A 13,624-nucleotide genomic window follows, 5' to 3' on the forward strand; every position below is an offset into this window, starting at 1 on the left:
CCAAGCGTTGCGTGGTGCCGGGCGAGCGAAGGTCGCCCGCGAGTACATGCTGGTCGTGGTCGGTGCTGTCCTCGACCCGCTCCAGCTGCTTGACGGGACTGCCCAAGCGGGCAAAAAGCGCTTCGGTCAGGGCTGGATCGACTGTACGGTCGCGTGGACTGTACAGCACCAGCACCGGCGTTTTTACGGTGGACACATCGGCCTCGCGCACGCGCTGTACCAGCGCCATCATGGGAAACAATGCCTGTACCGGATAGACGCGAGTCCAACCCATCTCGATGCGCGGGTCGTCACTGGGTGAGCCGACCACGCCGCCCGTGATCCACTGCGCCAGTTGCTTCCCCCAGGGGCCGTTGAGCCATTCGGTGCGCTTGTCCGCTGGCCCAAAGTTGGGCGATATCCATACCTGACGCTGCACCGGTACGCCAGCTGCCTCCGGCCGCATGGCCAGCCAGGCGCCCAGCGTCGCTCCGGTGGAGGTGCCGATCAGCAATACCTGCTCTCCGATCGCGTGACCGATGCGCACCGCCTCTACCGCGTCGGCCAGCCAGTCCTGGGGCTTGACGGCCGCCAAGGCCTGCGGTGACCGTCCATGACCGGCCAGCCGCGTGTGAAACAGATTGGCTCCCAGGGCCTGGGCCACCCGCTCGGCCAAGGGTGCCGTCTCCATCCGACTGGCGGTAAACCCATGCAGGTACACCACGGCCCAGGGGGTACGCGTACCCGGGGCGCCGTGCCAGACGATCCCCTTGGCGGTGCCCGGACGCAGATCTGGGCGGGCGGCCTCTTGTGCGGCCAGCCAACCGTCCAGCTCCGCCAAGGCAGCCGGTGGCTGTACCCGGGGCGCAGGCTCGTCTGGGCCATAGACATAGCGGGGGCCGGCCAGCCACAGCACCGCCAGTGCCGCCGCCATAGCCAGCCAACCCAAGACCCAACGGCGCGCGCGCCGCGCCTGACGCCCAGCCCCTGGCACATTCGGCCGCAACGACGATGAAACGGACATGGCAACCCCTGCAATCAAAAAGTGACGCACGCCCGCTTCAATCAGATCACCACAGGCTCCGGCTCTAGGCGGATGCCAAAACGCTCGTATACGCTGGTCTGAATCAGCCGCGCCAACGTCATCACTTCACCGCCCGTGCAGGGGTGTTCGGCGTCGCCGCGGTTGACCAGCACCAACGCCTGCTTGTCGTACACGCCCGCGTGGCCGACGGTTTTGCCCTTCCAGCCGCAGGCATCGATCAGCCAACCCGCGGCCAGCTTGACCGTGCCGTCGGGCATGGGGTAGTGCACCACCTTGGGATCGCGGCCGATGATGTCGGCGCACTGCTCTGGGGTGACCGTGGGGTTTTTGAAAAAGCTGCCCGCGTTGCCGATCAGGGCAGGATCGGGCAGCTTGGCGCGGCGAATTTCGCACACCCAGTCGAACACCTGGCGCGGTGTCGGTTGGGCGATGCCGGTTTCGGCCACCTTGCGCTCCAGGTCGTGGTACCCCAACTGCGGGCGCCACTGCCGCGGCAACCAGAAACGCACGCGGGTGATCAGCGCACGGCCCTTGAGCCCCATGCCGCGCTCGCCGGCGCGCGCGTGTTTGAATACCGAATCGCGGTAACCAAAGGCGCAATGTTCATGCCGCAGGGTCAGGCGCTCGCCTGTCTCCAGATCGATCGCGTCGAGGGAGTGAAAGCCATCCTGCAGCTCGACCCCGTAGGCACCGATATTTTGTACGGGGGCGGCCCCGACCGTGCCGGGGATGAGGGCGAGGTTTTCCAGGCCGGGCCAGCCCTGCTGCAGCGTCCAATCCACGAACGCATGCCAAGGCTCACCAGCGCCAGCCTCGACCAGCCAGCCCCGCTCGTCCTCGTGCAAAAGACGCCGCCCGGGGATCTCCACCTTCAGCACCAGTTGGCGCAGATCGCCAGTCAGCACAATGTTGCTGCCACCGCCCAGAATGAATGTGTCTTGCCAGCGCCACTCGGGGTGGCGCACCAGAGCCAACACATCCTCCTCGCGGCGGATGCGCACCAAACGATGCGCGCGCGCTGCGATGCCGAAGGAGTTGAGGGGCTGCAACGGCACGTGGTTCTCGACTACCATGCGCAGATTGTCGCAAACGCCTAGTTATCTGGCTATTCTCGGAGGAAACCCGCATGCCTTCGTTCGATACCGTGCTCGAACCCAACCTGGTCGAAGTCAAGAATGCCGTCGAGCAGACACAGCGCGAGATCGGCACCCGCTTCGACTTCAAGGGCTCGTCTGCTGCGGTAGAGCTTAAAGACCACGACATCATCGCACACGCCGACAGCGACTTCCAACTCCAGCAGGTGGAAGACATCCTGCGCAACAAGCTGACCAAGCGCCAGGTCGATGTGCGCTTTCTGGACCCAGGCAAGGTCGAGAAAATCGGTGGCGACAGGGTCAAGCAGGTCTTTCGTGTGCGCAACGGCATCGGCAGCGAGGACGCCAAAAAAATCCAGCAGCTCATCAAGGGCAGCAAGCTCAAGCTACAAGCCGCCATCCAGGGCGATGCCGTGCGCGTCAGCGGGGCCAAGCGCGACGATTTGCAAACGGCCATCGCCCTGATCCGCAAGGAGATGGCGCAGTTGCCCTTGAGCTTCCAGAACTTCCGCGACTGAGCGAGCCCTGCCCGAACGACATCGCCGTCGAAGCCGCGCCGCAAACCGCCACGGTGCGGGTGCGGCTCGACCAGCCGCGCTTGCATCAGCTTTCGCGCAGGGCCTGGCTGCAGGGATGAGCTGCAGCATCAGCGGGCGCCACCGCCTTTTTTGCTGCCAATCTTGCTCTCCTGCCCGGCCAGCAGGCGCTGGATGTTGCCCGCGTGGCGCCACAACAGCAGCAGGCTCATGGCTGCGACCGCCAGCGCCACCGGGGGGCGCACATCCCATGCGGCGCCGTCGCCAAACCCGTAGTACAGCGGCGCAAACACCGCAGCCACGATGGCCGCCAGCGACGAGTAACGGAAAAATCCGGCGATCAGGATCCAGCTCGCCAGCACGGCAAGGCCCAGCCACGGCTCGAACGCCAGCAGCACACCGGCGGCCGTGGCCACCCCTTTGCCGCCCTGAAAGCGGAAAAACACCGGAAACAGGTGCCCCAAAAAAGCCGCCAACCCGACGGCCGCCAACGTGCCGTCGCCCAGCCCCCAAGCTGTAGCCCAATGACCGACCACCCACACCGGCAGCCAACCCTTGAGCGCGTCCAGCAGCAGCGTCAGCACCGCCGCCGCCTTGTTGCCCGAGCGCAGCACGTTGGTGGCACCGGGGTTCTTGCTGCCGTAGGTGCGAGGGTCGCTCAACCCCATCACGCGGCTGACCAACACCGCAAACGACAGCGAACCCACGGCATAGGCCAGTGCCACCGCACCCATGGACATCCACCACTGCATCATCGACCTGGCTCCTGAAAATTCTTCGAGACCCCGGCAGCACGCCGGGCCGCAAGCTTAACCCGAGACGCCAGATTTGCCGGTGCCGCCGCGCTGCTCACTGGGCCGGATCGCGCACCTCCCAGCGGATGCGGTCGAGGGCTTCGAGCAGCTCCGGGGCGAGCTGGACATCCCACGCGTCCAGGCAGGCGTCCAGCTGGGAAAGCGAGGTCACGCCAATGATGGTGCTGGCCACGCGCCAGTTGCGATAGCAAAACGCCAGCGCCAGTTGTGCCGGTGTCAACCCGTGCTCGCGCGCCAGGACGTTGTAGCGGCGTGCCGCGGCCAGCGCCTCCGGTCGGCCCCAGCGCTGCCGGCGCATGCTCTCGAAGAGGGCCAAGCGGCCCTGGGGCGGCCCACCATGCTCCAGCCCGGTATCGTCGTATTTGCCAGTCAGCAGCCCAAAGCCCAGCGGCGAGTACGCCAGCAGTGCCACACCCAGGCGATGACAGGTCTCGTCCAGCGCATTCTCATAGCTGCGGTTGATCAGGCAGTACGGGTTTTGCACCGTCACCACACGCGGCAACCCGGCCTGCTCGGCCACGCGCACAAACTCGTGCACCCCGTACGGCGTCTCGTTCGACAGGCCGATGTAGCGCACCTTCCCGGTACGCACGAGGACGTCCATTGCCTCCAGCTGTTCAGCGATGCTGGCGCACGGGCGATCCTTGGAGGGGTCGAAGCTGATCGCGCCAAACATGGGTACATGGCGCGCCGGCCAGTGGATCTGATACAGATCGATGACATCGGTGCGCAGCCGGCGCAGGCTGCCGTCGCAGGCGGCCAGGATCTCGGCCTTGGTCAGGCCAGAGGCCTCGCCGCGGATCCACGGCATGCCACGCGAGGGGCCGGCTACCTTGGTGGCCAACACCACGCGCTGGCGCACGCCAGGGCGGCTGGCGAACCAGTTGCCCAGGATCGTTTCGGTGGCGCCATAGGTCTCGGCGCGCGCCGGCACCGCGTACATCTCGGCGGTGTCGAGGAAGTTGACGCCGCGCTCCAGCGCTCGGTCGAGGATGGCGTGGGCGTCGCGCTCGGCGACCTGCTCGCCGAAGGTCATCGTCCCCAGGCAAATCGGGGAGACGGACAGGCCACTGGCGGCCAAGGTGACGGTTTGCATGGGTGGGGATTCCTTGAACGGGGGGGAACGGATACGGGTACAGGCGTGTTCAGGCAGCGGCGGCGCGCTCGCGCGCGCGTGCCGCCTCCCGCAGGCGCAGCACGCGCCGGTGCACCGCCACCTCGCCAACGGTGCCGGGCGGCACCGGCTGGCCAGCGTCGTCCAGCAGCGCGACCCGGTGCCCGGGGTAGGCGCGGCCCATGCTGCCCGGCCGCGCCGGCCACAGGCGCGCGCAGTTGCCGACGACGTAGTTGATCTCGGTCTGGCCGAACATCTCGTTGACGGCGACACCCAACTCATCGCGGCACCATGCGAATACCGCATCACCCACCGCCTCGCCGGCACTCATGATCGCCTGCAGGCGCAGTCGCCAACGCCGTCGCGGCCGTGGCTTGGCTTTCATCATGGCTTTGAGCGCGGTCGGGAACAAAAAGGTGTGCGTGACGCGGTGGCGCTGCAGCAGCGCAAACGCCTCGAGCGGATCGAAGCGCCCGCGCCAGGCGACGATCGGGCGGCCGAAGTACAGCGTCGGCAGCAGCGCGTCCATCAGCGCGCGGTGCGGCATCAACGCACCTTTGGGGTTGCCGATGGTGCCGCTGGTGTAGATCAACACCGCCGGGTCGTCGGCGGCGCTGTCCAGCAGGCGGTACTCCAGCGCCTCCGGGCCAAACAGCTGCGACAGCGGCACCGCCACCGCCCCCATCTGCAACACGGCCATGTAGGCCACCGCCGTCTCGACGCGTTGCGGCAGTACAATGGCCACCCGATCTCCGCGCTGCACACCCAGCAGCCGCAGGGCGTTCGACAGGCGATTGGCCTCGGCGGCCAGGTCGGCATAACGGTATCGCCGCGGGCGGGTCAGGGTCGGCCCGTCCTCGATGACGGCCAGCGCCTGCGACTGGTCAGGGTCGTCTGCCCAGCGGTGCAGACAAACCTGGGCCATATTGAAGCGCGCCGGTACCTCCCAGCGGAAGGCCCCATACAAAGCATCGTAATGGTCTGGCGGCGCAGCGCGGTTGTCGTGTGCATGACTGGGCATGGAGGGCATGGCCGTTCGTCTCCTGAATAATGGCGAGAATGTATCAAGCTCGACGACTCTCGCGCAGCACCTTCGAGACTATCCGCGGCCAGCGCTATCACCTGCGGGAGTGGGGAACACCCCTACCGAATCGCCCACCCCTGTGGCTGCTGCATGGATGGATGGACGTATCCGCGTCCTGGCAGTTCGTGGTCGATGCCATGGCCCGCGAACGCCACTGCATCGCCCCCGACTGGCGTGGATTTGGTTTGACGCGTGCGGCCCATCTGAGCGACGCCCCCCACGATCCGCCGCCCTACGGCGCGGCCGATCACTACCTGTTTGCCGACTACCTGGGGGATCTGGACTTCCTCGTGGTGCGCCTCAATCACCGGCTGGGCCGCGCGCCGGACGCGCCCATCGACCTGGTGGGCCACAGCATGGGGGGCAATGTTGCCATGTCGTATGCCGGCGTGCGGCCGACGCGCGTGCGGCGACTGGTCAATCTGGAAGGGTTTGGCATGCCCGCCACACGGCCAGAGCAGGCCCCGCTCCGCTATGCGGCCTGGATGGATGAACTCCACCAACTGGCCCAGGGTGAGCTGACACTCAAGACCTACCCCGGCCTGGAAGGTGTGGCGCGGCGCCTGATGAAGACCAACCGCCGCCTGCCCGAGGACCGTGCCCGTTGGCTGGCCCAGCACTGGGCGCGGCCGGTCGATCCCGGCGCGCCGCACGGCGAGTGGCGGATTCTGGGGGATCCGGCGCATAAGGTGCGCAGCAGCCAGCTCTATCGGGTGGACGAGGTACTGGCCATCTACAGGGCCATCGCCGCCCCGGTGCTGGCGGTGGAGGCCAGCGACGACAGCTTGGCGCAGTGGTTCGCGCGCGCAGAGTATTCGCTGGCCGAATACCACCAACGCCTGCAGGCGGTGCCCCACTGCCGCATCGCGCGCGTCGAGGATGCCGGCCATATGGTGCACCACGACCAGCCGCAACGGGTGGCCGCCCTGATCGAGGCACATCTGGACGCGCCCGACGGCACCGATGCCCCCCTGCAAGGATGGGCCGACTGATATGACGGGCACAAATTGGAAGACCGACCTGCTCATGGTTGGCGCGGCGGCCATCTGGGGCTCCACTTTTGTCGCCCAGCAGATGGGTATGGACAGCGTCGGGCCGTTCACCTACACGGCGGCGCGCATGGTTCTGGGGGCGCTGCTCATCGCACCACTGTGGTGGTGGCGTGCCGGTCCGTTCGCCGCGGTGCCGCGCCTGGACAGCCGCGGGCTGTGGCGCGACGGCACGCTGCTGGGACTGGTGCTGTTTGCGGCCATCAACCTACAGCAGGTGGGCTTGCTGGATACGAGCGTGTCCAACGCCGGCTTCATCACCGGGCTGTATGTGGTGCTGGTGCCCATTTTGATGCGTCTGCTGGGCCAGCCGGTGGACTGGCCCGTGTGGCTGGCGGTGGCACTGGCGACGGTGGGACTGTATTTTTTGAGCGTCAAGCCCGATGCCACCGTCGCGCCGGGCGATTGGCTGCAGTTGGGCGGGGCTGGCCTGTGGGCCGTTCATGTGCTGTTGGTCGGGTATTGGGCGCGGCGCCACGACGCGATCCGTCTGTCCATCGTGCAGTACACGGTCGCTGGGGCGCTGTCCTGGGCGGCAGCCCTGTGGCGGGACGAGACCATCACCGCCGCTGCCCTGACCGGCGCGGCGGGAGCCATCGCCTGGGGTGGCATCCTGTCGATCGGCATCGCCTACACGCTGCAGGTCGTGGCCCAACGCACCGCCAAGGCGTCGCATGCCGCGGTCATCTACAGCAGCGAGGGCGTATTCGCCGCCATCGGCGGCTGGTGGATCCTGGGCGAGACGATCGGCTGGCGCGGATGGGGTGGCGCCGCGCTGATCCTGGCCGGCATGCTGCTCGCGCAACTGGGTCGGCGATCCTAAGTGTTGCCACAGCCCGTACCCAGGCGTGGGTGACCGCATGCGAAAATAGCGCGTTTCGAAAGTCCGTCACCCGAAAGATCGCCATGGAAACCGAACGCCTCAACGCCCTTGCCCACCGCCTGCAGGATCTGACGCAGCGCGTCGCTGACTGGCGGAGGTTTCTTTGACTACGACGCCAAGGCGCTGAAGCTGTCGGAGGTCAACGCTGCGCTGGAAGACCCAGGTGTCTGGGGCGATCCCAAGCGCGCGCAGGATCTGGCCAAGGAAAAAAAATCCCTCGAGGACGTGGTGCTGGTGCTGGACCGGCTGGCGCAGGAGCTGGCCGACAACACCGAGCTGTACGAGATGTCGCGCGCCGAGGGCGACGACGCGGGCCTGGAAACGATCGAGGCCGACGTCGAGCGCGTTGCGCCGGAGGTCGAGAAGCTCGAATTCCGCCGCATGTTCAACAACCCAGCAGACCCCAACAATTGCTTCATTGACATCCAGGCTGGCGCCGGCGGCACCGAAGCATGCGACTGGGCGCAAATGCTGTTGCGCCAGTATCTGCGCTATGCTGAGCGCAAGGGCTTCAAGGCCACGGTGGAGGATGAGCAGCCCGGCGACACCGCCGGCATCAAAAGTGCGACCATCAAGGTCGAAGGTGACTATGCCTTTGGCCTGCTGCGCACCGAGACCGGCGTACACCGGCTGGTGCGCAAATCGCCGTTCGACTCCTCTGGCGGGCGTCACACCTCTTTCGCATCGGTGTTCGTCTACCCGGAGATCGACGATTCGATCGAAGTGGAGATCAACCCAGCCGATGTGCGCGTAGATACCTACCGCGCCAGTGGTGCCGGCGGTCAGCACATCAACAAAACCGACTCGGCCGTGCGCCTGACGCACATCCCCACTGGCATCGTCGTCACCGCGCAGGACAGCCGCAGTCAGCACTCCAACCGCGACCTGGCTTGGCAGCGCCTGCGCTCCAAACTGCACGAGCTAGAGATGCGCAAGCGCATGGAAACCCAGCAGCAGTTGGAGGCCACCAAGACCGATGTCGGCTGGGGCCACCAGATCCGCAGCTACGTGCTGGACCAAAGCCGCATCAAGGATTTGCGCACCAATGTCGAGGTATCCAACACGCAGAAAGTGCTCGACGGTGACCTTGACGTCTTCATCGAAGCCTCGCTCAAGCAGGGCGTCTGAGCCCCTTCCCTTTCAGGATCGCACCCATGACCGCTACGCGTGAAGGCACCCCCCGAATCGTGCGCCGCGAGGACTATGCGCCGCCCGCCTACTGGATCGATACCGTCGATCTGACTTTCGACCTCGATCCGGCCAAGACGCGCGTACTCAACCGTATGCGCATGCGCCGCAACCCGGACGTACCGGCGCAGCCGCTGCGGCTGGACGGCGAAGACCTCAACCTGGCCCGCGTGTTGGTCAACGGCCAAGGCACGAGCTTTCGGCTGGACGGCAACCAGCTCGTGCTGGAGGCGCTGCCCGAAGGTCCCGAGCCGTTCGAGCTGGAGATCTTCACCACCTGCGCGCCAGAGAAGAACACCCAGCTGATGGGCCTGTATGTCAGCCAGGGCACCTTCTTTACGCAGTGCGAGGCCGAGGGCTTCCGGCGCATCAGCTACTTCCTCGACCGGCCCGACGTCATGGCCACCTACTCCGTGACACTGCGCGCCGACAAAAAGCGCTACCCCGTGCTGCTGTCCAACGGCAACCTGATCGACAGCGGCGAGCTCGACGGCGGGCGCCACTATGCCAAATGGGTCGATCCGCACCGCAAGCCCTGCTACCTGTTTGCGCTGGTGGCCGGCGATTTGGTGTGCCGCAGCCAGCCCATCGTCAGCCGCCACGGCACCGAGCATCTGCTGCAGATCTATGTCCGCCAGGCCGATCTGGACAAGACCGAGCACGCGCTGCAGTCGTTGATGGCCGCCATCGCCTGGGACGAGACACGCTTTGGCCTGCCGCTGGACCTCGAACGCTTCATGATCGTCGCCACCAGCGACTTCAACATGGGGGCGATGGAAAACAAGGGCCTCAACATCTTCAACACCAAGTACGTGCTGGCCAACCCGGCCACCGCCACCGACACCGACTACGCCAACATCGAGTCGGTGGTCGCGCACGAGTATTTCCACAACTGGACGGGCAACCGCGTCACCTGCCGCGACTGGTTCCAGCTCAGCCTCAAAGAAGGGCTGACCGTTTTTCGCGATCAGGAATTCAGCCAGGACATGGCTGGCAGCCCCTCGGCGCGCGCCGTCAAGCGCATCGAGGATGTGCGTGTGCTGCGCACCGTACAGTTCCCCGAAGACGCCGGGCCGATGGCGCACCCGGTGCGGCCCGACCAGTACGCCGAGATCAACAACTTCTACACCGTCACGGTGTACGAAAAAGGCGCCGAGGTCGTGCGCATGATGCAGACCCTGGTGGGTCGCGAGGGCTTTGCGCGGGGGCTCAAGCTGTACTTCGAGCGCCATGACGGACAGGCCGTCACCTGCGACGACTTCGCGCAGGCGATGGCGGATGCCAACCCCGACAGCGAGCTGGCGCGCCGGCTGGCGCAGTTCAAGCGTTGGTATGCTCAGGCTGGCACCCCACGCGTGCAGGCGCTGGGTCACTACGACCCGCAGGCGCGCACCTACACGCTGACGCTGCGCCAGAGCTGTCCGCCGACGCCGGGTCAGCCGGTCAAGGAGCCGTTCGTCATCCCGGTGGCGCTGGGCCTGCTGGACGCGCAGGGCCATGCGCTGCCACACACCGAGCGGCTGGTGGTGCTGCACGAGCCCGAAACCACCGTCGTCTTCGAAGGGCTGGATGCGGCGCCGGTGCCGTCGCTGCTGCGCGGCTTTAGCGCGCCGGTGATTCTGGAGCACACGCTCTCGGACGAGGCGCTGCGCACGCTGTTGGCGCACGACACCGACCCGTTCAATCGCTGGGAGGCCGGCCAGCAGCTGGCGCTGCGCCGAGCGCTGGCGGCGGTGCGCGCCGACGGCCCGGTGCACGAGCCACTCGATGCGTCGTTCCTCGAGGCGATGCGCGCCGTGCTGCGCCACCCGGCGCTGGATGCAGCGTTCAAGGAGCTGGTGTTGACCCTGCCGGCCGAGAGCTACATCGCCGAGCAGCTCGATACGGTCGATCCGCAGCGCATACATGCGGTGCGCGAAGCGATGCGCAGCCAACTCGCGCATGCGCTGCACGAAGACTGGATTTGGGCTTATGAACAGCACAAAGACAACGGCGCCTACCGGCCCGATCCCGTCAGTGCTGGGCGGCGGGCACTCGCCGGGCTGGCGCTGCAGATGCTGTGCCTGGCTGCGCGCGACAACGGCAACCCGGTTTGGCCAGGCCGGGCCTACCAGCGCTTCAAGGATGCCACCCACATGACCGACCGCTACGCCGCGCTCAGCGCCCTGGTGACGGCCGGGCACGAGCTGGCAGCACGGGCGCTGGAGCAGTTCCACGCCCGATTCCGCAGCGAAGAGCTGGTGCTGGACAAGTGGTTCGCCCTGCAAGCCAGCGCACCCGACCGCGGCGGCGACGCACTGCCGCGCGTGCAGACCCTGCTGCAGCACCCAGACTTTCACCTGCGCAACCCCAACCGCGCGCGCAGCCTGATCCACACCTACTGCCACGCCAACCCAGCGGGCTTTCACCGCAGCGACGGCGCTGGCTACGCCTTTTGGCGCGACCGCGTGTTGGAAATCGACGGCTTCAACCCACAGGTGGCGGCGCGGCTGGCACGTGCGCTGGACCGCTGGAAAAAGCTGGCCGAGCCGTACCGCAGCGCCGCGCAGGCGGCGCTGCAGGCCGTGGCCGCCCATGAACCGCTCAGCCCAGACGTGCGTGAGGTCGTCTCACGCGCATTGGCCGACTGAGCCCCCCTTGCCAGGCCGTCTGGAGTCGCTACCATGTCGGAGACCCGCATTTCGCTCACCCGCTACCTGATCGAGCAGCAGCGCGTCCACGGCGCCATCACGCCGGAGCTGCGGCTGCTGCTGGAAGTCGTCGCGCGCGCCTGCAAGCGCATCGCCATCGCCGTCGGCAAAGGGGCGCTCGGCGATGTGCTCGGCTCGGCCGGCACCGCAAACATCCAGGGCGAGGTGCAGAAAAAGCTCGACGTCATCGCCAACGAGGTGCTAATCGAGGCCAACGAATGGGGCGGCCATCTGGCGGCCATGGCTTCCGAGGAGCTCAACGGCATTCACCCCGTTCCCAACCGCTATCCCCAGGGCGAGTATCTGCTGTTGTTCGACCCGCTGGACGGATCCAGCAACATCGACTGCAACGTCAGCATCGGCACCATTTTCTCGGTGCTCAAGCGCCAAAACGACGACCCCAATGTCATCGAGCCGGTCTGTGAAGCCGATTTTTTGCAGCCTGGACGCCGGCAGATGGCCGCCGGCTACTGCATCTACGGCCCGCAGACGACTCTGGTGCTCACCGTGGGCAACGGCGTGGCGATGTTCACGCTCGACCGCGAACAGGGGGCATGGCTGCTGACACAGGATCAGGTGCGCATCCCCGAGGATACGCGCGAGTTCGCCATCAACATGAGTAATTGGCGCCACTGGGCCGCACCGGTGCGCCGCTACATCGAGGAGTGTCTGGCCGGCGCGGAAGGCCCGCGTGGCAAGGATTTCAATATGCGCTGGGTCGCCTCGATGGTCGCCGACGTGCACCGCATCCTGTCGCGCGGCGGGGTCTTCCTGTACCCATGGGACAAGCGCGAGCCGAACAAACCCGGCAAGCTGCGCTTGATGTACGAGGCCAATCCCATGGGCTGGATCATCGAGCAAGCCGGGGGAGCCGCCACCGATGGGCGCTGCCGTATCCTCGACATCGAGCCGAAGGGCCTGCACGACCGTGTGGCGGTGATCCTCGGCTCGAAGAACGAAGTCGAACGCGTGACGCGCTACCACCAGGAAGCGCAGCCCGCCGCCGCCCCTGCGAACACGCTATAATTTAATCTCCTCGCGATACTGCCTGCCGCCGGTCGGCAAGTCGCCCTGCCGCAATAGCTCAGTTGGTAGAGCAACTGATTCGTAATCAGTAGGTCGGAGGTTCGACTCCTCTTTGCGGCACCAGCAAAGCCCGCCATTTCATCCGCCTCGACGCCGTAACAGCGGATCGCTTCATGGCCCTCCTCACGGTCTATTGCCAACCTGGCGCACGCCAGACGCGGGTCGCCGGCTGGCATGACGGCAAAGTCAAAGTGCAACTCCAGGCCCCGCCGGTGGACGGTGCGGCCAACGAGGCCCTGATCGCCTTCGTGGCGCGGCGCTGCGGCGTGCCGCGCTCGCATGTGCGCATCACCCACGGTCAGACCAGCCGCACCAAACGGCTGGCTGTCGATGGGCTGGACGATCCGAGCGCTCTGCAGGCGCTCATCGGACCTTGACCCGCCTCAGGCCCGGCCCGTGGCACCTCCGCCGGGTGCGCCCCCGAGCGGCCTTCCATCCAGAAAACGGTCCACCACCGCCCGCACATGCCGCCGCCGCACCCGCGCATCGGCCAACCGTGGCAGCTGGCGGTAGAGGATGCGCGCCCAGTCCAACCCCATGGCCATGCCAATCAGGGTTTCGGCATCACGGGCCGCGCCAGGCCAGCGCCGTCCCTGGGCGGCGGCGTGGCGGCGCAGCAGCGCAGCCACAGCGTCGATGGCCTGTTGCGGACCGAGGCGCCAGATGCGCTGCAGATCGGCCTGCGGCTGCGGCAGGGCAGCAATGGCTTGCAGATACGCCTGGTAGGCCGGCTGGGTCACGAAGGCCAGCATCGAATCGAGGAAGCGCTGCAGCACCTCAGCCAGCGCCACGGCATTGGCCGGAGCGGCATCCAGGGTTCCGAGCAGCGGCCGTGTTTCGCGCAGCACCAGCGCCTCCAGCAGCGCCTCGCGGTGCGGCCAGCGGCGGTACAGCGTGGCTTTAGACACGCCGCTGGCCCGCGCCACCGCCTCCCTCGTCAACGCAGCAGGTCCGCCCGACAGCAGCAGCTCGCGCCCAGCCGCCCGGATCAGCTCAGCTTTGCGCGCATCCCGCGGTCGGCCCGGCCGGCGGCCCGGCGCACCTGCCAGCGGCGGGGTCAT

At 66.8% G+C, this 13,624-nt stretch carries 12 protein-coding genes, 1 tRNA gene and 1 pseudogene; 8 read left to right on the forward strand and 6 right to left on the reverse strand.

Features of this window, described 5'->3' with window-relative positions:
* Together P3W97_RS02080 and murB are read right to left on the reverse strand one after the other, a co-directional pair.
* On the reverse strand, nucleotides 1-1,003 hold a 1,003-nt coding region (locus tag P3W97_RS02080), incomplete at its 3' end, for an alpha/beta hydrolase (protein ID WP_300843331.1).
* A 41-nt stretch (nucleotides 1,004-1,044) separates the two neighbouring features.
* The gene (gene murB, locus P3W97_RS02085; RefSeq protein WP_300843333.1) at nucleotides 1,045-2,097 is read right to left on the reverse strand and encodes a UDP-N-acetylmuramate dehydrogenase; all 1,053 of its coding nucleotides are present in this window, start codon (nucleotides 2,095-2,097) and stop codon (nucleotides 1,045-1,047) included.
* 53 nt (nucleotides 2,098-2,150) lie between these two features.
* Here murB and P3W97_RS02090 point away from each other — a divergent pair, with 53 nt between their 5' ends.
* Nucleotides 2,151-2,636, forward strand: a complete 486-nt coding sequence (locus P3W97_RS02090) for a YajQ family cyclic di-GMP-binding protein (protein ID WP_300843335.1) — start codon at nucleotides 2,151-2,153, stop codon at nucleotides 2,634-2,636.
* 128 nt (nucleotides 2,637-2,764) lie between these two features.
* On the opposite strand, the gene plsY is transcribed toward P3W97_RS02090, so the two are convergent.
* From plsY to P3W97_RS02105, 3 genes and pseudogenes are all read right to left on the reverse strand, one after another.
* Nucleotides 2,765-3,406: a glycerol-3-phosphate 1-O-acyltransferase PlsY gene (gene plsY / locus P3W97_RS02095; protein ID WP_300843353.1), complete on the reverse strand. Its 642-nt coding sequence runs from the start codon at nucleotides 3,404-3,406 to the stop codon at nucleotides 2,765-2,767.
* 97 nt (nucleotides 3,407-3,503) lie between these two features.
* Nucleotides 3,504-4,565 carry an aldo/keto reductase gene (locus tag P3W97_RS02100; protein ID WP_300843337.1) on the reverse strand — a complete coding sequence of 354 codons (1,062 nt, stop codon included), beginning with the start codon at nucleotides 4,563-4,565 and terminating at the stop codon, nucleotides 3,504-3,506.
* A gap of 106 nt (nucleotides 4,566-4,671) precedes the next feature.
* A pseudogene (locus tag P3W97_RS02105) lies at nucleotides 4,672-5,604 on the reverse strand (AMP-binding protein); the annotation flags it as partial.
* Between the two features lie 38 nt (nucleotides 5,605-5,642).
* On the opposite strand from P3W97_RS02105, the gene P3W97_RS02110 reads away from it, so the two are divergent.
* From P3W97_RS02110 to P3W97_RS02140, 7 genes are all read left to right on the forward strand, one after another.
* Nucleotides 5,643-6,659: an alpha/beta fold hydrolase gene (locus tag P3W97_RS02110; RefSeq protein WP_300843339.1), complete on the forward strand. Its 1,017-nt coding sequence runs from the start codon at nucleotides 5,643-5,645 to the stop codon at nucleotides 6,657-6,659.
* A gap of 1 nt (nucleotide 6,660) precedes the next feature.
* Nucleotides 6,661-7,539: a DMT family transporter gene (locus P3W97_RS02115; protein WP_300843341.1), complete on the forward strand. Its 879-nt coding sequence runs from the start codon at nucleotides 6,661-6,663 to the stop codon at nucleotides 7,537-7,539.
* 83 nt (nucleotides 7,540-7,622) lie between these two features.
* Nucleotides 7,623-8,727 (forward strand): peptide chain release factor 2 gene (gene prfB / locus P3W97_RS02120; protein ID WP_300843343.1). Its coding sequence is split into 2 segments (ribosomal slippage): nucleotides 7,623-7,703 and nucleotides 7,705-8,727, totalling 1,104 coding nucleotides; the frame shifts between segments, so codons are not numbered across the junction.
* 26 nt (nucleotides 8,728-8,753) lie between these two features.
* Entirely contained in the window at nucleotides 8,754-11,417 is a 2,664-nt protein-coding gene (gene pepN, locus P3W97_RS02125) for an aminopeptidase N (protein WP_300843345.1), read from the forward strand.
* 33 nt (nucleotides 11,418-11,450) lie between these two features.
* On the forward strand, nucleotides 11,451-12,503 hold the full coding sequence (locus tag P3W97_RS02130; protein WP_300843347.1) for a class 1 fructose-bisphosphatase: 1,053 nt from the start codon (nucleotides 11,451-11,453) through the stop codon (nucleotides 12,501-12,503).
* 47 nt (nucleotides 12,504-12,550) lie between these two features.
* Nucleotides 12,551-12,626, forward strand: a tRNA-Thr gene (locus P3W97_RS02135).
* A gap of 50 nt (nucleotides 12,627-12,676) precedes the next feature.
* Nucleotides 12,677-12,940 carry a DUF167 domain-containing protein gene (locus P3W97_RS02140; protein ID WP_300843349.1) on the forward strand — a complete coding sequence of 88 codons (264 nt, stop codon included), beginning with the start codon at nucleotides 12,677-12,679 and terminating at the stop codon, nucleotides 12,938-12,940.
* Nucleotides 12,941-12,946: 6 nt separating this feature from the next.
* Here P3W97_RS02140 and P3W97_RS02145 read toward each other — a convergent pair.
* Nucleotides 12,947-13,624: TetR/AcrR family transcriptional regulator (locus P3W97_RS02145; protein WP_300843351.1), on the reverse strand; the 678-nt coding region annotated here is incomplete at its 5' end.

The organism is Tepidimonas sp., assembly GCF_029335975.1.
Lineage (GTDB): Bacteria > Pseudomonadota > Gammaproteobacteria > Burkholderiales > Burkholderiaceae_C > Tepidimonas.